The following is a 19,310-nucleotide window of genomic DNA, read 5'->3' as shown; positions in this document are numbered from 1 at the left end:
ACTCGCCGTAACCGAGACACTGTCGCCTTCTCCCGGTTGACAGGTCCGTCCCCGCATGGTCAGCGAAGGAAAGGCGAGTCAAAACTCGTGGCTACCTCTGAAAAATCGTGGTAAAGATGGCGTGTAGGCCGCAAGGGGGTGCCTACACCAAAACTAAACATCACGGAGCGACAAATGGTTAGCAATTGGATTGTGAAGTTAAGCACCCTATTCCTTCCTGTAGCAGCGGCATGCGCATTCGCATATACCCCAAACGCTGCAGCACAGAATTCTGAAGCAGCTATTACGTGTGAAGGTTGCGCCGTAGTCGCTATGGAAATAGCGGCACGTCGCTATGCGCAGGCACGTCCGTTACCCTCAACGACGGATATTTATGTCGTCAACTCGACTAACGACATCGCACTTAAGTGGAGGATGCAGAGAACTTGGGAAGGGGGATCACCTTGCTCTCCGAGTCCACAACCACGCCCTGAATGCATCCCTGTAATCTACAGCTCGTCACTGCCAGTAGAATCTAATGTGAGCGGCTTTATGGGAGCTATGCGTGTTGCTGCTGCCCAGCCTGAAGTGATTGCAGCGCCAGGCTTCCCAACGACGCCCTACGACGACATGTATAATCCCGGACGTCAAGTCGCCGTACATAACTGGCTTTATAGCCACCCAATCTATGGAGCTCTGCAGTATTCCATCAACGGAATTAATCCGGTTCTCGCGCGAGATATCAAGATCCCTATCATCGTTCGCTATGCAGATGGTGGTGTCGCTCGGTACTACTGGGATCGCGACACTCAAACCTTCAAGCCTATTCCCGGCTCATACAGGGATAACGCAAATAATCTCATCCCACAAAATAAAGACCAAATGGGCAAAAACCCTGGTGTCGCGACAGTTTATAACTTTGCGGGATCGAGCACTACTGATGTTGCAGCATTCGTCAATCAACTTTTCATCATCGGTGTAAACATGGAGAGAGGCGCACCGACTCGAAAAGTGACTGGCGTTGTATGTGTCGTTGGCACCGTTAATGGCCAGCCCGAATCAACCTGCAACTATAAGTATGACTAAGTTGAGGTCTTAAATGCAAAACCAGAGCCAGCCCAGCGGAATCGTTGCAGCGGTTTTTTTTATTTCTTTTTCCATCTGCATATATACCGGCACAATGGCGCCGCACCAAAATAGCTTCACGCCTATCGGTGCCGCCTTACAACCCTGGATGGTGGTTACCATTTTAATATCTGGCATAATTTGCATGCTAACTGTATTTTCTGCGTGGCGATGGCTTTACAATAAATTTTTTATTATAGCTACGCGTTCCAGAGCTAAGAAGCAACCTTAGGAATAGGCACCTGAAAGGCCTCCGGCAGACGCCGGAGGCCTTTTTACTGGCGAAATTTAGCTATTTATTGCCAAGCCTAGCATCAGCAACCTTTGCGTAATGGCTGGCCATCTCGATGCCCATCCAAGAATACCCCTCGTTTCCTGCGGCAACCAAGGTAGTTCCACTGCCTGCAAATGGATCAAGAATACGACCACCTGATTCACAGATCCGCACCAGCTGCCGCATCAGTTCGGTGGGCTTGCCGGTCAAGTGATGCTTATCCGCCTTGAGCACGGGGGTACACACTACACCAGGCAACACAGGCGCACGACGATCCAGCGGCATATTGCCGTTGCTGCCCCACACAATGTATTCGGCCTGGTTGCGGAAGCGGCCCAGCTGCGGCCGCACCCTCGGTCTTGTCCCAGACGGTGATGCCGCGCCAGGTAAAGCTCGCAACCTGTAGCGCATCGGTGGTCAGCGGCAGCTGCCGCCCATCGGCGAAAAGCAGCACCGGCGCGGCGTCCTTGAGCACGCGCGCGCACTCGGACAACCACAGGTGCATCCACTTCAGGTGCGAGCGCTGGTCGCGCTCGTCGCCAACGAAGTCGGCATGCCCACCATCCCGGCAATACCTTGTTGACGGCGGCCGGGCACGGGCAGCGGCGGTCAGGCCGCCACTCGCGTAAGGCGGACCAGTGATCAGTGCGTCGAACGAGTTGGCTTCAAGCGTGGGCAGGATGGTCAGGGCGTCGCCTTGGAGCAGCTGGTTTTCATGGTGAGAGCCTTCTTGGATTCGCTCGCGGCGATCAGAGGTGAGGCTCTCGGCCTTCAGGTGATTGAGCGTGCCGCAGCGCGGGCACTTGATCTGGATTTCATCGAAGGCGCCGGCCTTGCACAGCAGGCGGGCACATTCGCCACAACGGGGGTTCTTGAGCATTGCGTGGTCTTGCGGTGGGACGAGATTACGCGCTGCTCGTGGCGTAATTTGGTCAGGCTGGCACTGCTGGAACTGAGACATTGCTACATGGGACTACGGCACAATTCGCGCCGGCACGCGCTTATGTCGGCCAACACTGCCTTAAGGATCGCGGCACTCACCAATAGTTTCGGCACTGCCACAACTATGAAGTATGTTGCCTCAAGACTATTGCTACAGCGTTGCGGATTTTCCCGTTGACACGCTCCGAACGGCGGGGCGAGTATTCCAACGTCGCCGCACATTCGGCGACCGGGATTGGTCTCCCGAATCAAAAGGCGCACCAGCGCCCATAGATCGATGCACGGCGCTTTTTTATCGCCCGCATCGTCGCGGGTGCATGCCGGCCAGCTTTATGGCGGGCGGTGCGCGGGGGCCGCAAGGCCCACCGGTTCCTTTTGGCCGGCAGACCAACCGCGCACTGTCCGCCACCCCGATTGGTCTCGGCGTGGCGGATTCCAAAACACAAAAGGAGTCCAGCATGTCTTACAACACCCAAGTAGCGCCCGCGTCTGCGGCGCGCCAGATGCCCCAGAATGTGGGTCTGATCGCCAACACCCTCGAATGCAGCCATACCGCGTGGCTTAGCCTGAAGGCACGCCTCGGAAGTACAGGCAACACCACCCGAGCCATCACGATTGCCGACGCTGCTGCAGCGATCACTGCCGTCGATGCCTTAGATGCGCAGGTGCGGCGATGAGCACTAGCAAACAGTTCCACGTCTGCACAGACGTCACCCTCAGCTTCGAAATGATGCAGGGCTATGTGCTGGCCATGCTGCATTCCCACGCGCAACCCGGTCTGCCGCCGGTCCTGATCGCCTGCGAAGCCACCGGCTTTGATGACGTGTTGCCAGGCGGCGATGCGCAGAGCGTGGTGCTGGGCCGGTTGCATGTCTGCATGCATGAAGACCCGGCAGTTGATGTCCTCACTTGGCTGCGCAGGCAAGCGCACCGCAACGGAGCGGCACGATGAATACCGCACACGCAATTGCTTATCCATAAGACGCCAACTACGCGATCAGCGAAGAAGAAGACGTTTCCCGGTAGTTTCCGAACCACAAAAAAAGCACTTGGATGCGTGTCCAAGTGCTTTTTTCTATTGGTGGGCCCACCAGGATTCGAACCTGGAACCAAAGGATTATGAGTCCTCTGCTCTAACCGTTGAGCTATAGGCCCGGCAGGGTGGGTGGCGAGATGCGGGGCATGTCGGACCGTCCAGCTGAGGCGAAAGTTTACCTGTCTGCGCGCGTCGCTGTCTGCTGACATCCGGCGTCGATGAGGACAAGCGCCTGCACCCACCTGCGCTTGCCCGCACAAAAAAGCCCGGCGCAAGCCGGGCTCTTGAATCTGGACGCGGTCAGTGGGCGTTGCCCACCATTGGCAGTGCAAGATCCGGTAGCTACTGGCACCCAGCAATCAGCACCCCAGCACTCCCCGAATCCCCACTCCCCAATCTCAGCCTCTAAGCCACCTCAAGCTGCGCATCGACCAACTGCCGGCCCGCACGGAATCCCTGCGCGATGGCTTCCTGGTAGGTCTCCCAGCCCGCTTCCCGGCCACTGATGCGTGGCTGGCGTTTGCCGCCCAATGCATACACGTCGACCCACAGCGTCCACCTGGCGCCAGGGGACGCCTGCTCGGCGCGTACGCGAATCTCGTGCTCGCGGTATGTGGTGGTTTCAAACCGGCTTTGCCTGCTCATACGACGGCCTCGTTCCATTCGTCCATCAACTTAGAAGCCACGGCTAGAACGTCACGTGAGCCTGGAACAAACATCGGCTTCATGTTGCGCCGCTGTCTGGCTTCGTCGCCGAGGCGTGAACGTCAGCTGCGCCATCCCCGACGCATCTTGGTTCGGCAAACGTCCACCCAACAAGCATAGCCTGCGATACGTCCCACAACGCAACAGCCCCGCAAGTGCGGGGCTGTTGTGTGATCACTGCACCGGTACGACGACCGGATCAGTCGATGTCCAGGAACGAGCGCAGCTGCTCCGAACGGCTCGGGTGACGCAGCTTGCGCAACGCCTTGGCCTCTATCTGACGAATCCGCTCGCGGGTGACGTCGAACTGCTTGCCGACTTCTTCCAGCGTGTGATCGGTATTCATGTCGATACCGAAGCGCATCCGCAGCACCTTGGCCTCGCGCGGGGTCAGGCCTGCCAGCACGTCACGCACCGTCTCGGAGAGATTGATGTTGGTGGTATTGTCGATCGGGGACTCCACGTTGGTGTCCTCGATGAAGTCGCCCAGATGCGAATCCTCGTCGTCGCCGATCGGGGTTTCCATCGAGATCGGCTCCTTGGCGATCTTCATCACCTTGCGGATCTTGTCCTCGGGCATGTCCATTTCCTTGGCCAGCTCCTCCGGCGTGGCCTCGCGGCCGAACTGCTGGAGCATCTGGCGGGAAATGCGGTTCAACTTGTTGATCGTTTCGATCATGTGCACCGGAATACGGATGGTGCGCGCCTGATCGGCGATCGAACGGGTGATGGCCTGACGGATCCACCACGTTGCATACGTCGAGAACTTGTAACCGCGACGGTATTCGAACTTGTCCACAGCCTTCATCAGGCCGATGTTGCCTTCCTGGATCAGGTCGAGGAACTGCAGGCCACGGTTGGTGTACTTCTTGGCGATGGAGATGACCAGGCGCAGGTTGGCCTCGACCATTTCCTTCTTGGCCTTGCGTGCCTTGGCTTCGCCATAGGCCATCGCGCGGCTGATCTCCTTGATCTCGCCCAGGGTCAGGTAGTTGGCCTTCTCCATCTCGATCGAGCCCTGCTGCTCGGAGACGATCTGGTCCTTGACGTCGCGCAGCGCCGACGACCACTTCTGCTTGCGCTTGAGTGCGTCTTCCACCCATTCCAGGTTGGTCTGGTTGCCTTCCCAGGAGCGGATGAAATCCTTGCGCGGCATGCGTGCCACGGTGGTGGCCAGGTGCAGCACCTTGCGCTCGTGGTCCTTGATGCCGTTGACCACGCCACGCAGCTGGGTGACCAGCGCATCGGTCAGCGGCAGCGGCAGCTTGAGCGTGGTGAAGATGGCGGCCATGTCCTCGCGCGCCTTGACCACCAGCTTGTGCTCGGCGCCGTTCTTGGCATAGATCTTCTTGAACTTGGCGTATTCGTTGGCCAGGTTCTCCATGCGCGTGGCCACTTCCACCGGGTCCGGACCGGTCGGGCCGGCCTCTTCCTCGGCAGCGTCGTCATCGCCGTCTTCGTCGTCGTCTTCATCGACCGCGTCTTCGTCCACGGCGACGGGGCCGGCGGCGGCCAGCGCGGCAGCGGCGGCGTCGGCTTCCTCGATCAGGTCGTTGAAGCCGACCACGATCTCGGCCAGACGCTTCTTGCCTTCCTTGTGCGCTTCGTAATCGGCCAGCAGCATTTCGGTCGACAGCGGGAACACGCCCAGTGCTGCCTGGACCTGGCTCAGGCCTTCTTCGATACGCTTGGCGATGGCGATTTCGCCTTCGCGGGTCAGCAGCTCGACCGTGCCCATTTCGCGCATATACATGCGCACCGGGTCGGTGGTGCGGCCACCTTCGGTGTCGAGCGCGGTCAACGCGGCGGCGGCTTCTTCGGCGGCGGTGTCGTCAACCTCGCGGTTGCCGGTGTTGCCATCGTTGAGCAGCAGGGTTTCGGCATCGGGGGCAACTTCATGGACATCGATGCCCATGCCGTTGATCATGCTGATGATGTCTTCGATCTGCTCCGGGTCGACCAGGTCGTCGGGCAGGTGGTCATTGACTTCGGCGTAGGTCAGATAGCCCTGTTCCAGGCCCTTGCTGATCAGTAGCTTGATGTCGGATTGCTGGGCAGGACGTTCGTTGGCCATGAGTGCTCGCGCCACCGGCTTTGAGATTGGAAAGAGAACCTAGCATTATACCAGCGTGAAGCCCGGTCTGCCGGATTCAAGACAGGACCGCTGGTGGACGTGGGTTTCTAGGGTCTGAGAAGGAAAGTCACCGGGCCATCGTTGACCAGGTCGACAACCATATGGGCACCGAAGCGCCCGGTTTCCACCCCGCCGCGATGTTTTTGCCGGCAGATCGCCACCAATTGATTGAACGCCCGTTCAGCCTCCACAGGCGGCGCGGCCGTGCTGAAGCCGGGGCGATTGCCGGAACGGGTGTCCGCAGCCAGGGTGAACTGGCTGATCAGCAGCAGGCCGCCGCCGGTGTCGGCGAGTGAGTGGTTCATCTTGCCGGTGTCGTCGGCGAACACGCGGTAGCCGAGCAGGCGCTCGGCCAGGCGCCGGATCTGCGCGTCGCTGTCGCCGGGCTCGACCCCGACCAGCGCCAGCAGCCCGGGACCGATCTGCCCGACGGTCTGCGTATCGACCGTGACTGCGGCGCGGGTGACACGTTGGATCAGCGCAAGCATGGGCACTCTCAGGCAGCAAACCGTGCCGCGCAGCATGCCCAGCGCCGCCCGTGCTGTCACGCGCGGGCCTTGGCCGGCCGCGCTGTTTAGAATTGCGCAGATGAAACCCGATGTCCGTGCCCGCCTGCTCTACGCCACCGCCGCAACCGTGGGCCGCCTGCCGTGGCCGCTGCTCAAACGTGTGGCCGATGCGCTGGCCTGGAGCTGGCGCAAGCTCGATGCACGCGAGGCCCGCGTGACACGCCGCAACCTGGAGCTGGCGTACCCGGAACTGGATGCCGGCCAGCGCGCGCAGCTGCATGCGCAGGTGCTGCGGTCGACCGCGCGGCAGACGCTGGAAGTGCTGCGTACCTGGACCCGCCCGCCGGCCGAGAACCTGGCGCGGCTGCAGCGCAATGGCCAGGAACTCTACGACGCGGCGCTGGCCTCCGGGCGCGGCGTCATCGTGGCCGCGCCGCACTTCGGCAACTGGGAGCTGCTCAACCAGTGGCTGTCCGAACGCGGGCCGATCGCCATCGTGTACCGCCCGCCGGAATCGGACACGGTGGACGGCTTCCTGCAACTGGCCCGTGGCGGCGACAACGTGCGCCAGGTGCGCGCAGAAGGCCCGGCGGTGCGGCAGTTGTTCAAGGTGCTCAAGGACGGGGGTGCGGTCGGCATCCTGCCCGACCAGCAGCCGAAAATGGGCGATGGCGTGTTTGCGCCGTTCTTCGGCATCCCCGCCCTGACCATGACCCTGGTCAACCGGCTTGCCGAGCGCACCGGCGCGATCGTGCTGTATGGCTGGTGCGAACGCGCCGGCGGCGACCTGCAGTTTGCGTTGCATGTGCAGCCGGCCGACCCGGCAGTGGCCGACGCCGACCCGGTGCGCGCCGCCAGCGCGCTCAACGCAGGCATCGAACAGATCGCCCGGCGCGACCCGGCGCAATACCAATGGACCTACAAGCGCTACACGCTACGCCCGCCGGGCAGCGGCGAGGCCAATCCATATGCGACCGAGCGGCATCCGCACTGACCGCGGCGGGCTGCAGACAGATCCACTTGCGCAAAGCACCGCCGCCGTTGCGGCGTCGGCAACCACCGTCGCAGGCTCAATCGTCGTGCGGATCGGCCGGGGTGGCCAGGATGCGCTGATAGAACGCCAGGTCCAGCCAACGGCCGAACTTGAAACCGGCCTCGCGCACGGTGCCGGCGTGGGTGAAGCCGAATTGTTCGTGCAAGGCGATGCTGGCCTGATTGCTGGCATCGATACCGCCGACCAGCACATGCACGCCGCGCTGTTCTGCCGCCGCGATCACACCCTGCAACAGCAGGCGTCCCAGGCCCTTGCCGCGATGGTCGCGGTGCACGTAGACCGAATGCTCGACGCTGTACTTGAACGCCGGCCAGGCGCGGAAGGTGCCGTAGCTGGCAAAGCCCATCAGGCTGCCGTCGGCCGCTTCCACCCCGATCACCGGAAAGCCGCCTGCGCGCTTGGTGGCAAACCAGCCGATCATGCTTTCCGGCGGCCGCGGCCTGTAGTCGTACAACGCGGTGGAGGTGGCGATGGCGTCGTTGAAGATGTCCAGGATGGCGCTGGCGTGGCGGTCTTCGCTGCAGTCGATAAGAGACATGGGATCCGATACAGGCAGGGGGTCTTGGAATTAAAAGGCATTGCCCGGCGATGAACAACGCAGCCGGCATGCAACCAATCCCTGCCTGCCGTGCAACTCAAACGGCGGGCGCTGGATGCAGCGTTCCACCCGGCCGTGGCGACTGGCGATTGCGAACCACGCGACAATGGCTGCATGCGGCAGGCAGTGGCCGCGGCAGCGTCCGCCTTGAAGCGGGCGTGGCAATCCCCATCTGGAGTCGTGCATGAGCAGCCCCGTCCCCTCCCCCAGCGCACAGGCCTTCGGTGATCCGGCGGCGATCCGCTGCGAGCGCGCCGCCTCCGAGCTGCGCGCCGGCCGCCCGGTGCTGCTGACCGCGGCCAACGGGCAGGCACGCGCGGTACTGGCGTTGGACAGCAGCACCGCGCAGTCGTATGCGGCCTTCGCACGTGCGGCGCAGCGGCGGCACTATCTGTTCGTCACCCCGACCCGTGCCCAGGTGCTGGGCCTGAACGCCCCGCAGGGCGCACGCGTGGCGCTGGCCGAGCACGACTACGACCAGCTCGCGGCCCTGGCCTACCTGCGCGACACCCCGGTCCCGACGCAGTGGACCGCGGGCGATACGCTGGACGCAGGCGCGGTGGAGATCGCGCGGCTGGGACTGCTGCTGCCGGCGATGCTGGCGGTGGAGCTGCACGACGCGGATGACCAGGCCGCCTTCGCCGGCTGCCAGTCGCTGGCACTGGACGATCTGGCCAGCGGTTGCGCCACATCCGCCGCTGCCGGCTACGAGTTGGTCACCCGTACGCCGGTGCCGTTGCGCGGGCTGGGGATGAGCGAGTTCGTGGTGTTTCGCGGCGGGGTGGCGCAGCGCGACCAGGTGGCGATCGTGGTCGGCCAGCCCGACCTGTCGGCCGCAGTGCCGGTGCGCGTGCATTCCTCCTGCCTGACCGGCGATCTGTTCGGCTCGCTCAAATGCGATTGCGGCGACCAGCTGCGCCATGGCCTGGCCAAGCTGAAGGACCTCGGCGGCGGCGTGCTGCTGTACCTGGACCAGGAAGGCCGCGGCACCGGCATCGCCGCCAAGATGCGCGCGTACGGCTACCAGCATGCCGGCCTGGACACCATCGACGCCGACGCGCAACTGGGCTTTGGCCCGGACGAGCGCCGCTACGGCAGTGCGGTGGCGATGCTGCGCGGCCTGGGCATCGGCCGGATCCGGTTGCTGACCAACAATCCCGCCAAGGCCGAGCGCCTGCGCGCGGCCGGCATCGCGGTCGAAGACCGCATCCCGGTGACCGGCGACATCACTGCGGAAAACGAGCAGTACCTGCGCACCAAGGCCGCGCGCGCCGGGCATGCGCTGGATGTGGACGCGCTGATCCTGGCCGCGCAGTAAGCGCCGCCTGCGCCGGATGCGCCCGCCCTCGGCGCCCGGCTATGCTTGCGCACCGCTTCTGCAGGCCAGCCTTGTGCACGACGCTCCACCGCCGCACCCCGAGGTCATCGTCACCGCCGCGCCGGCAGAGGGTCCGGCCGTGGACCACACGCAGTGGCAACCGCTACCGCAGCGCGGGGCCTATGTGGCCGGCGTCAACGGCGCGCTGGGCGGCGGATGTGCCGGGCTGATCGCGGCCGGCGTGACCGCCACGGGGTTGCACGCCTGGCATCACTGGCCGCTGGTGCTGGGCCTGACCGCGGTTGCCGCGCTGCTGGGCGCGTGGTTCGCGGTCAAGCGGCATCGACTCACCCACTGGAAACTCGACCACCACGGGCTGGCGCTGCAACGCGGTCATCTCTGGCAGAGCGACACGCGCATTCCGATTTCGCGCGTGCAGCACGTGGACCTGCGCCGCGGCCCGATCGAACGCGCCACCGGGCTGACCACGCTGGTGGTGCATACCGCCGGCAGCAGGCTCAACGCGGTGGCGTTGTCCGGCCTGGATCAGGGCGATGCCGAACGCCTGCGCGACCGCCTCGCCCGCCAACTCGATCACGACGACGACGCGCTGTGAGTGCCATCGAACATCCCGGCCAGGACGAGCAGCGCCTGCATCCGTTGTCGTGGGTGTTCGTGCTGTTGCAGCAGATCCGCCAGTTCCTGATTCCGCTGGCGGCGTTGATCCTGTTCGGCAGCCGCGATGGCAGCCGCGACTCGGCCGACCACATCGCCACCGGCGTGGTGATGGCGGTGCTGGTGGCGATCTCGGTGCTGCGCTATTTCACCTACCGCTACCGCATCGGCATCGATGGCGTGGCGATCCGCAGCGGGCTGCTGGAACGCAGCCGGCGCGATATCCCGTTCGCGCGCATCCACAACGTGGTGGTGCATCAATCGCTGCTGCACCGGCTGGCCGGGGTGGCCGAAGTGCGGCTGGAATCGGCCGGTGGCCACAAGCCCGAAGCGGAAATGCGCGTGCTGCGGCTGGACCAGGCGCTGGCGCTGGAAGACCTGATCCGTCGCCGCACGCATGATGCCGACGCCAGTACGCCGCAGCCCGCGGCCGACAGCAACAGCTTGCTGCGCCTGCCGTTGGGCGAAGTGATCCGGCTGGGGCTGATCTCCAATCGCGGCATGGTGGTGGTGGCTGCCAGCTTCGGCGTGATCTACCAGATGATCCCGCGCCGCACGGTGTCCAACTTCGTCGAGCACAACGGCGAGCTGGCGTACCGCTATGTCAGCCAGGTCCATCCGGGGACGGCCGTCGCCGCGACCCTGGTGGTGCTCGGCACCCTGGCCGTGCTGATCGCGATGCGCGCCTTGTCGGTGGCCCTGGCGGTGGCGCAGTACCACGGCTTCCACCTCAGCCAATCCGAGCGCCGCCTGACCGTGGAGCGCGGCCTGCTGACGCGCATCCGCAGCAGCGTGGCGCTGCGGCGCATCCAGTCGTGGACGTTGTACGAAAGCCGCCTGCATCGCCTGTTCGGCCGTCGCCAGTTGCGGGTGGAGACCGCAGTGGCCGGCACCGCCGACAGCGAAGGCAGCGCATTGAAGGAGCTTGCGCCGATCGCCGAGCCGCAGCGCTGCGATGCCTTGTTGCAGCGCCTGCTGCCGGGGATTGCCTGGCCGCCTGCGCAGTGGCAGGCGATCGCCACGCATTGCTGGTGGCGATTGAGCCTGCCCACGCTGTTGGTGCTGCTGCCGCTGGTGGGCGGCCTGGCCTGGCAATTCGGCAACCAGGCGGCGTGGTTGCTGCTGTGGTTGCCGTGGAGTGCGTTCAAGGCGCATCGCCAGGTGCACCGCATGGGCTATGCGGTGGATGCGCGGTTTGTCGCCGTGCGCGGCGGCTGGTGGAAACGCTGGTGGCGGCTGGCCGAGCTGGACAAGCTGCAGGCGCTGCAACTGCAACGCTCGCCGCTGGATCGCCTGTCCGGCACCGCAACGCTGTGGCTGGACACCGCCGGCGCCAGCCCGACCGGCCCGGGGTTACGCCTGCGCTTTGTGCCGTTGGCGCAGGCGCAGGCGCTGCAGGCCCGGTTGGGTGCCGCGTTGACGCGGCGCAAGTTGCGTTGGTGAGTTGGGAATCGGGAATCGGGATTGGGCGAGGTGCTGATTGACAGCGGTATCTCGTCAACGCGCAACTAGCAGCGATCAGCGTTGTGCCGGGCCCCAGTATCCGAGTTCGCGGCGGATCTGCAGGCCGCGCCACACTGCGCCCAGCGGCTTGCGCCGCAGTGGACCGAGCTTGCCGGCGATGAAGTCCTCGGTCGCTGCAATCACCCGCTCCGACGATTGCCCGTCGCGGTACGGATGGATCGCGTCGGCATACCTGGCCAGCGCGCTGCGCAGCGCCGCATCCGGCGCCAACGCGCGCGCCAGCTGCTGCGGTAATTGCCCGGGCTGCTGGAAGTCCAGCATATGCGGCTGCGGCACGCGGTTGCGGAAGGTCACCACCGGTTTGTGCTGCACCACGAACTCGGACACGATCGATGAGGTATCCGACACCAGCACATCGGCCGCACGCTGCGCGGCCATGACCTGTTCGGGTTCGACAAAGCATGCATGCGGCCCGGCCAGCGCGCGATAGCGATCGAACAGCTCCGGCGCGCACTTCGGGTGCAGGGTCAGCAGCCAGTAATGCGCACCGCGCGCGATATCGGCGGCGATCTGCTCGTAGAGCGCGGGCGCGGCGCTCAAGCGCTCGGTAAACGTGGAGCCGAACAGGATCACCGGCCGCCCGTTGGCGGGCGCGCGCAGTGCCGCGCTGCGTCCGCCATCGTCGCGAAACACCGGGTCGAGCTTGGGCCAGCCGGTTTCGACCACCGCAAAATGCCCTTCGCGCGCGGCGAGTGCGCGAAACGGCGCCGTGGTGGCCGGGCCCTGGGTGCAATACAGATCGAACAGCCCACGCACGCGGAAGTGCCCACGGTTGTCTTCGCGTTTCTGCACGTTGAAACCATGGAACAGCTGCACCTTGGCGCCGGCAATGAACGGCGGCACCCAGTTGGCCGCGCTGAATACCGCCTGCGGGCGCAATGCCAGCGCCTCGCGCAGGCCGACCTGGCGCACATCCGGCAGCACCAGCCCGCGCGCGCCACCCTCGAACCAGGCCGACACGGCGTGCCCGCGGGCCTGTAATGCCTGCGCCAATGGCGCCAGAATAGGCAACGCGTAACGCTCCGTTGCGAACAGCAGGTATTGAGCCATCACATGTCCTCTTCGACCGCACCCGACGAACGGCCGCGCATCAGCGCCTGCATTATCGCGTTCAACGAGGCCGATCGCCTACGCGACTGCCTGCGCTCGCTGGCGTTCTGCGACGAGATCGTGGTGGTGGACTCCGGCTCCACCGATGCCACCGTGACGCTGGCCACCGCACATGGCGCACGCGTCCTGCAACGTACCTTCGATGGCTATCGCAGCCAGAAGGCGTTCTGCGTGGCGCAGGCCAGCCATGACTGGGTGCTGTGCCTGGATGCCGACGAACGCGTCAGCGATGGCTTGCGGGCATCGATCATTGCCGCGCGCGATGGCGGTTTTGCCGGTGCGGCCGGCTATCGCTTCGCACGGCTGTCGGATTATTTCGGCCGGTTCCTGCGCCATGGCAATGCCTATCCGGATCGGGTGCTGCGCCTGTTCGATCGACGCCGCGGCGGCTGGCGCGGCAAGCGCGAGATCCACGAAGCGGCCAGTGTCGACGGGGCGGTCATGACCCTGGCGGGCGACCTGATCCACTACCCCTACCGCTCGCTGGCGCAGCAACTGGCCAAGACCCAGCGCTACGCGCAGATGATGGCCGAACACGACTACGCGCGCGGCAAGCGTGCGACCTGGAGCAAGCTGGTGCTGGCACCGGCCTGGCGCTTCTGGCGCGGCTACCTGCTGCGTGGCGGGTTTCGCGATGGCTGGCACGGCTTGATCTACGCCTATGTCCGCGCCAACTACGTGCGCCAGAAGACCATCATGTTATGGCTGCTGCAGCACAACCAACCGGTGCAGGATCCGCCGCGCGTGGACGATCGCCGCGACGGCTGAACGCAGCGACCCGCATGCGACCGCCGCGACGGCTGCGCCCGCCGCCAGGTCGGCGCTTCGAGCCAACAGTCACCTATCCGATGATGGGGCCGAGCCCACCACCCACCGCAAGGCCGCTCGCTAGGCCTTGTCGGCCGCTCGCACCGAGTATGCCTGCGCCTGGCGCGCCGCCAGGCCGACCAGCACACCGACCATCGCCGTGTAGAAGCTGGCCGACACCTGGTGCGCAAACATCGACTGGGTCAGTCCGCACAGGGCATAGCTCACCACGATCATCACACCGGCCGCTGCCGGCCCGCGGAACTGGCGCTGGCCGCTGCGTCGATGCAGCCGCACGAAGATCCACAACGGCACGCCGTAGACCGCAAACAACAACAACAGCCCCGGTACTCCCTGGGTGGCGCCCCACTCGGCCAGATCGTTGTGCGCATGGCCCAGATGACAGCGCAGCAGCCAGGTGTCGCCGGCGCACACCGGCAGCTCGCGCATCGCATCGTCGAAGCGCCCGACGCCGATGCCGGTCAGCGGATGCGCGCGCAAGGTATCCCAGGCCACGTGCAGCCGTTCGATACGGGCACCGGCAGACGAGTCGCTGTCGCCGACCTCGTAGCGCTGCAGGTCGCTCTGCAACTCCCCCAGGCGCATCTGCTCGGTCAAGGCCGGCACGCTGAGCACCACGCCCACCGCCAGCACCGCACCGCCGACGAAGGTCAGCAAGCGCAGGCGTGCGCTCTGCCAGGGCGCGCCCCAGATCAGCACGCCCAGGGTCACCAGCAGCGACAACCACACCCCGCGACTGCCGCTGAGCACGATCACCACCACCGTGGCGATGGCCGCGCCCACCAGCCAGCGCACGTGGCCAACCGGACGGCAGAACACTGCCACCACCAGCAGCATCAGCGCGATATCGGCAAACACGATCGCATTGGTCCAGCCTTCGGCGCGGGGGGCCCCGTTCATCACCTGCAACATGGCGATCACCATTGCCGCGAACACGCCGGCCAACGCGCCGCGCCAGAGCCAGATCTGGCGCGGCTGCAGTGCGTACGCCCACACCGCCGCCCAGGGCAGCACCAGAAAGCGCGAGCGGTTGTCGACATCGCGCAGCCCGTGTTCGAACAGCACGATCGACAGCAGCGACATCGCGATCACCGCTGCGGCCAACCACCCCAGCGCGCGCAGCGACCAGGGGCGCATGGCAATGCCCGCGCGCAGGCTGCGCCAGCCCACCAGCGAGCCAAGCAGCAGGCACAGCCCGAAGGGCAGCAAGCCACTCGGCATGTTGACCACCAGCGCGGTCAACGCAAAGACACCCAGTTCGGCAATGCCCACACCTGCCGGTGATGCAATGGGGGCCGAGGAGGAAAGTGCAGCGGGCTGGGTGGGCAAGGAATTCATTCAGACATCGGTGGCGAATGGGGGTGAATCGGGCGGCACGCGTCAGCGACGCCGGCCAAGCTAACGATGTCCCGCATGAATCCATGCTAGACGACGGCCGGCGGCGGCGTTGACGCGCCGCCGATCGTGGCCGGAACCTGTGCTGCGCCGGCTCATTCGGTGTCCAGGTTGCCCTGCTCCTGCGCTTCCACTGCCCGCTGCTCGGCACTTGCCACGCAGCTGCCATGCACGGCATCGGCCGGTACCAGCCACCAGCGACGGCGGTTGGCCACGCCCACCATCTGGCTGCGGCTGCGGTCCACGCAGGCCAGCAGCGCGGTCTCCTGCGCCATCAGCCAGCGTTGCTCCGGGTCTTGTGCCTGCCAGGCCACCGCACGCTGCAGTTGCTGCTCCCACGGCACCTTGAAGCCGAAGGTCTGCGCGGGGCGGTCGGCCATCAGCAGGTTCTGCTCCTTCCAGGCCACCAGCCCGAGCTGCGCATCCGGGCCGATCCGGCGCCCGGCCTCGCGCATCACCGCGCCCGCCGAACTGGAATCGTTGAAGATCGGATAGCAGACCAACCCGAACGCCACCCACCACGCGCCCAGCAGCGATGCGGCGGCAAGCGCGGAACGGCGCACCCGCAGCAGCAACAGGCTGGCCACGCCCCACACGCCCACCGCCAGCAGCAGCCAGCCGAGCGGATCGGTGGCCTCGCTGCCGACTCCGCGGCTGTCCATGATCTTCTGCTCGAACCCCGGGTGCCCGATCAGCATCGCCGCACCGCCGGCAACGAAGGCCACCGTCAGCAGCACCACGAATCCGAACAGCAGCCGCTGCACCCCGGCACGGCGCAGCAGGCCTGCCGCCAGCGGCGCCAGGGCCAGGCAGAACATCGGCAGCGCCGGCAGGATGTACACATCGCGCTTGCCGCTGGGAATGGTGAAGAACACCAGCACCAGCAGCCACCAGGCCAGCGGCAACAGATAGCGCGCATCGCGTCGCTTGAGCCGGCGCCACCAGGCCGGGATCGCCCAGGGCAGCAACAGGATGGTCGGCAGCCACATCGTGGCCATGCCCTTGAAGTGGTACCAGACCGGCTGCGCGTGATCCCAGGAATTGGCATAACGCTTGGCGGTCTGGCGCAGCAGGATGTCGTTGAGATAGACGCGGTACTCGGGCTGGCCGGCAGTCAGCGCGGTCACCATCATCGGCACGAACCACAACAGGATCGCGATGAAGAAGAACAGCGGCCCCAGCCAGAAACGCCGATCGCGCACATGCACGCGCACGCCCGGCCAGCCGCGCGCCGCCGCAATGCCGGCCGGGATCAGCATCAGCAGGGCGATGATGCCGACCCCCTTGGTGATCACGCCCAGCCCGGCGGCGAACCAGCCCAGCGTCCACCAGCGCCAGGCCGGCCCCAGCAGCAGATGGCGCAGCAATCCGTAATTGGCCAGGGTGATCCAGAACACCACCAGCGGATCGATCTGTGCCTTCTTGGCCTGGAAGGTGAAGTGCAGCGTGAACAGCAGCATCCAGGCCGCATAGGCCCCCACGCGCCGCGTCCATAGCCGCCGCCCGAGGTCGTACACGCAGGCCAGCGTGCCCAGCGCCGCCAGCAGCGACGGCAGCAGGAACGCCACCCGCCAGTTGCCCAGCAGCGTGTAGAACAGCGCCTGCAGCCACATCAGCATCGGCGGCTTGTCCGAGTACAGCTCGTTGCCGCGATGCGGGAACAACCAATCGCCGCTCATCACCATCTGCTTGGCAACCAGCGCAAACCGCGGCTCGTCCGACGGCCAGGGGTCGCGCAGTCCCAGGCCGGCACCGATCACCAGCACAGCCGTGATGGCCAGCAGCCAGAAATCCTTGGAAGCACGAGTCTTGAGCATGACGGGTGGCGATGGGTGCGGAGGTGGAGCGCCGGGTTCGGCGCGCGGTCAGGACGCTTTTAGCAAAAGCGCGTAGAAAAAACCGTCGCAGTGCCGCTCGCCGGGGAAACGCTGCCGTCCGGCACCGGCCGCATGCCCGAATTGCGCACCCAGCGGCTGCGCCCGTGCGTCGGCAGTGCGTTGCAGGAAGGCATCCACCTGCATCTGGTTCTCGCGCGCAAGCAGGGAACAGGTGGTGTAGAGCAGCTGCCCGCCCGGTCGCAGCGTGCGCCAGCTGGCATCGAGCAGACGCGCCTGCAATGCGCACAAGGCGTCGATATCGTCGGCACGGCGATGCAGCAGCACGTCCGGCTGACGGCGCACCACGCCGGTGGCCGAACACGGCGCATCCAGCAGCACCGCATCGAACGGCTGGCCGTCCCACCATGCGTCGGTCTCGGCCGCATCGGCCGCGTGCAAGGTCACCTGCGCGCCCGGCACGGTGCGCTGCAGGGTCTGCTGCACCCGCTCCAGCCGGCGCGCATCCACATCCAGCGCGGTGAGCTGCAGGCCGGGGTGGCGCTCCAGCAGATGCGCGGCCTTGCCGCCGGGCGCGGCGCAGGCATCGAGCACACGCGCAGACGGCGCCAGCACCAACGCATCGGCGACCTGCTGCGCGGAGCCGTCCTGCACCGAGACATCGCCCTCGGCAAAGCCCGGCAACTGGCTCACCGGCACTGCGCCGTGCAGACGCACCGCATCCGGCAACACCGCGTCCGTTTCGGCGGCGATGCCCAGCGCGGCCAGGCCTGCGACATAGCCGGCCGGGTCGATCCGCGAGCGCTGCACGCGCAGCCACATCGGCGCCATCTGCGCGCTTGCCTCGAAAATGGTCTCGGCCTGGTCGCCCCAATCGGCGCGCAGTTGCTTGCGCAGCCAGGACGGCCAGCCCGCATCGGCGGATACCGCCGGAAACCCCTCGCGCTGGGCGCGCCGCAGGATCGCGTTGACCATGCCGGCCTGACGCGGCCGGCCCAACGCGCGGCACGCGTCCACGGTGGCCGACAAGGCCGCATGCGCGGGCAGCTGCAGCACGTCGAGCTGGGCGAAGCCGGCCATCAGCAGCGCCTTCAGTTCGGCATCGCGCGGCGGCAACGGGCGTTCCAGCCATTGCCGCAATGCCACGTCATAGGCCGGGCGGCGGCGCAGCACTGCAAAGCAGATCGCCTCCACCAGCGCGCGGTCGCGTGGATCATCAAGACCGGGCAGGGTCGCGGCCAATTCGGCCTTGAGCGAGCGGCCCTGGTCGAACACGGCCGTCAGCACCCGTGCCGCGGCCAGACGCGAGCCCACGCCCGCCATTGCGGTCTCTGCCGGCATCAGCGCAGCGCCGGCAGGTCGCGGCGTGCGTTGAGGTAGTCGGCAGCGGTGATCGCCTTGCCGCCCTCGCGCTGCAGCACGCGCACCCGCAGCGCGCCCTGCCCGCAGGCGATGTCGATGCCTTGCTTGCTGGCGGCGAGCAGGGTGCCCGGCGCCTGCTGATGCGCCAGGTCCAGCGCCACCGCGCCATGCAGGCGCACGCGCTCGCCGGCCAGCAGCGCTTCGGCCACCGGCCATGGATTGAACGCGCGCACGCGCCGCGCCAGTTCCTGCGCCGGCTGCGCCCAGTCCAGCCGCGCCTGCGCCTTGTCCAGCTTGTGCGCGTAGGTCACGCCCTCGTCCGGCTGCGGTTGCGCCACCGGACGGATGCCGGCACGCAGCAGGCCCAGGCCATCGGACAGCACCTGCGCGCCCAGCGCGGCCAGGCGGTCGTGCAGCTGCCCGCCGGTTTCCTGCTCGCCGATTGCGATGCGCTGCGACAGCAGCACCGGGCCGGTATCCAGCCCGGCTTCCATCTGCATCAGGCAGACGCCGGTTTCGGTATCGCCGGCCTCGATCGCGCGCTGGATCGGTGCGGCGCCACGCCAGCGCGGCAGCAACGAGGCATGCACGTTCCAGCAGCCGTGGGTCGGCGCGGCCAGCACCGCCTTGGGCAGGATCAGGCCGTAGGCCACCACCACCATCAGGTGGGCATTGAGCGCGCGCAGCGTGGCCAGTGCCTCGGGCGAACGTAATGTCTGTGGCTGCAACACCGGAATGCCGCGCGCAATCGCCTCCAGCTTGACCGGCGAGGGCGTCAACCCACGGCCCCGGCCGGCAGGCCGATCCGGCTGGGTATAGACCGCCACCACTTCATGCCGCTGCGCGGCGGCGCGCAACGAGGCGACGGCAAAATCCGGCGTACCGGCAAATACGATTCTCATAGGGT

The 19,310-nt window shown here is 65.9% G+C and carries 17 protein-coding genes, 1 tRNA gene and 3 pseudogenes; 8 read left to right on the top strand and 13 right to left on the bottom strand.

All coding sequences use genetic code 11. The features are described 5' to 3' along the window. Window positions 1–519: 519 nt before the first annotated feature. Window positions 520–1,065 (top strand): hypothetical protein, encoded by a 546-nt coding sequence (locus tag EO139_RS19070; protein ID WP_126971979.1) that lies wholly within the window; start codon window positions 520–522, stop codon window positions 1,063–1,065. A 9-nt stretch (window positions 1,066–1,074) separates the two neighbouring features. On the opposite strand, the gene EO139_RS21480 is transcribed toward EO139_RS19070, so the two are convergent. From EO139_RS21480 to EO139_RS21735, 3 genes and pseudogenes are all read right to left on the bottom strand, one after another. Continuing rightward, window positions 1,075–1,227, bottom strand: a complete 153-nt coding sequence (locus EO139_RS21480; RefSeq protein WP_164739924.1) for a hypothetical protein — start codon at window positions 1,225–1,227, stop codon at window positions 1,075–1,077. 169 nt (window positions 1,228–1,396) lie between these two features. After that, window positions 1,397–2,114 (bottom strand): annotated as a pseudogene (locus tag EO139_RS21475) (site-specific DNA-methyltransferase). Between the two features lie 51 nt (window positions 2,115–2,165). Next, window positions 2,166–2,258 (bottom strand): annotated as a pseudogene (locus tag EO139_RS21735) (Com family DNA-binding transcriptional regulator); the annotation flags it as partial. A 520-nt stretch (window positions 2,259–2,778) separates the two neighbouring features. Between EO139_RS21735 and EO139_RS19055 the strand changes: the two are divergent. Beyond that, window positions 2,779–2,997, top strand: a complete 219-nt coding sequence (locus tag EO139_RS19055) for a hypothetical protein (protein ID WP_126971975.1) — start codon at window positions 2,779–2,781, stop codon at window positions 2,995–2,997. Further along, window positions 2,994–3,272 carry a hypothetical protein gene (locus tag EO139_RS19050; protein ID WP_164739923.1) on the top strand — a complete coding sequence of 93 codons (279 nt, stop codon included), beginning with the start codon at window positions 2,994–2,996 and terminating at the stop codon, window positions 3,270–3,272. The genes EO139_RS19055 and EO139_RS19050 overlap by 4 nt, the downstream gene beginning before the upstream one ends. A 127-nt stretch (window positions 3,273–3,399) precedes the next feature. Here EO139_RS19050 and EO139_RS19045 read toward each other — a convergent pair. The 4 genes and pseudogenes from EO139_RS19045 to dtd all read right to left on the bottom strand — a co-directional run bounded on the left by EO139_RS19045 (window position 3,400) and on the right by dtd (window position 6,683). Further along, window positions 3,400–3,475: transfer RNA gene (locus EO139_RS19045), tRNA-Ile, on the bottom strand. Window positions 3,476–3,761: 286 nt separating this feature from the next. Then, window positions 3,762–4,075: pseudogene (locus EO139_RS19040) on the bottom strand (hypothetical protein). 185 nt (window positions 4,076–4,260) lie between these two features. Further along, complete coding sequence (rpoD, locus tag EO139_RS19035) at window positions 4,261–6,135, bottom strand: RNA polymerase sigma factor RpoD (RefSeq protein ID WP_016902493.1); 1,875 nt, start codon at window positions 6,133–6,135, stop codon at window positions 4,261–4,263. A gap of 107 nt (window positions 6,136–6,242) precedes the next feature. Continuing rightward, window positions 6,243–6,683, bottom strand: a complete 441-nt coding sequence (gene dtd / locus EO139_RS19030) for a D-aminoacyl-tRNA deacylase (protein ID WP_126971973.1) — start codon at window positions 6,681–6,683, stop codon at window positions 6,243–6,245. On the opposite strand from dtd, the gene EO139_RS19025 reads away from it, so the two are divergent. Next, window positions 6,682–7,698 (top strand): lauroyl acyltransferase, encoded by a 1,017-nt coding sequence (locus EO139_RS19025; protein ID WP_181901282.1) that lies wholly within the window; start codon window positions 6,682–6,684, stop codon window positions 7,696–7,698. The genes dtd and EO139_RS19025 overlap by 2 nt on opposite strands. Before the next feature lie 76 nt (window positions 7,699–7,774). Here the strand turns inward: EO139_RS19025 and EO139_RS19020 are convergent, their stop codons facing one another. Then, window positions 7,775–8,296: a GNAT family N-acetyltransferase gene (locus EO139_RS19020; RefSeq protein WP_104650062.1), complete on the bottom strand. Its 522-nt coding sequence runs from the start codon at window positions 8,294–8,296 to the stop codon at window positions 7,775–7,777. 244 nt (window positions 8,297–8,540) lie between these two features. Between EO139_RS19020 and ribA the strand changes: the two genes are divergently transcribed. The 3 genes from ribA (at window position 8,541) to EO139_RS19005 (ending at window position 11,792) form a co-directional block, all read left to right on the top strand. Further along, window positions 8,541–9,674 carry a GTP cyclohydrolase II RibA gene (gene ribA / locus EO139_RS19015; RefSeq protein ID WP_104650061.1) on the top strand — a complete coding sequence of 378 codons (1,134 nt, stop codon included), beginning with the start codon at window positions 8,541–8,543 and terminating at the stop codon, window positions 9,672–9,674. Window positions 9,675–9,813: 139 nt separating this feature from the next. After that, window positions 9,814–10,290 (top strand): PH domain-containing protein, encoded by a 477-nt coding sequence (locus tag EO139_RS19010; protein ID WP_104650080.1) that lies wholly within the window; start codon window positions 9,814–9,816, stop codon window positions 10,288–10,290. Next, window positions 10,287–11,792 (top strand): PH domain-containing protein, encoded by a 1,506-nt coding sequence (locus EO139_RS19005; RefSeq protein ID WP_126971971.1) that lies wholly within the window; start codon window positions 10,287–10,289, stop codon window positions 11,790–11,792. The genes EO139_RS19010 and EO139_RS19005 overlap by 4 nt, the downstream gene beginning before the upstream one ends. Window positions 11,793–11,867: 75 nt before the next feature. On the opposite strand, the gene EO139_RS19000 is transcribed toward EO139_RS19005, so the two are convergent. After that, window positions 11,868–12,926 carry a CDP-glycerol glycerophosphotransferase family protein gene (locus EO139_RS19000; RefSeq protein ID WP_126971969.1) on the bottom strand — a complete coding sequence of 353 codons (1,059 nt, stop codon included), beginning with the start codon at window positions 12,924–12,926 and terminating at the stop codon, window positions 11,868–11,870. Here EO139_RS19000 and EO139_RS18995 point away from each other — a divergent pair, their 5' ends adjacent. After that, a complete protein-coding gene (locus EO139_RS18995) occupies window positions 12,927–13,751 on the top strand; it encodes a glycosyltransferase family 2 protein (RefSeq protein WP_104584075.1) in 825 nt (274 codons plus the stop codon). It begins immediately after the preceding gene. A gap of 120 nt (window positions 13,752–13,871) precedes the next feature. Here EO139_RS18995 and EO139_RS18990 read toward each other — a convergent pair whose 3' ends face one another. From EO139_RS18990 to fmt, 4 genes are all read right to left on the bottom strand, one after another. Then, window positions 13,872–15,149, bottom strand: coding sequence for an O-antigen ligase (locus tag EO139_RS18990; protein WP_126971967.1), 1,278 nt, complete (start codon window positions 15,147–15,149; stop codon window positions 13,872–13,874). A gap of 152 nt (window positions 15,150–15,301) precedes the next feature. Further along, complete coding sequence (locus EO139_RS18985; RefSeq protein ID WP_126971965.1) at window positions 15,302–17,023, bottom strand: glycosyltransferase family 39 protein; 1,722 nt, start codon at window positions 17,021–17,023, stop codon at window positions 15,302–15,304. 48 nt (window positions 17,024–17,071) lie between these two features. After that, complete coding sequence (gene rsmB, locus EO139_RS18980) at window positions 17,072–18,382, bottom strand: 16S rRNA (cytosine(967)-C(5))-methyltransferase RsmB (RefSeq protein ID WP_126971963.1); 1,311 nt, start codon at window positions 18,380–18,382, stop codon at window positions 17,072–17,074. Continuing rightward, entirely contained in the window at window positions 18,382–19,305 is a 924-nt protein-coding gene (fmt, locus tag EO139_RS18975; RefSeq protein ID WP_126971961.1) for a methionyl-tRNA formyltransferase, read from the bottom strand. The genes rsmB and fmt overlap by 1 nt, the downstream gene beginning before the upstream one ends. Window positions 19,306–19,310: the final 5 nt, after the last annotated feature.

Origin of the sequence: Xanthomonas sp. BRIP62411 (genome assembly GCF_003993525.1) — a bacterium.
Lineage (GTDB): Bacteria > Pseudomonadota > Gammaproteobacteria > Xanthomonadales > Xanthomonadaceae > Xanthomonas > Xanthomonas euroxanthea.
This window is presented reverse-complemented; position numbering and strand designations above follow the sequence as displayed.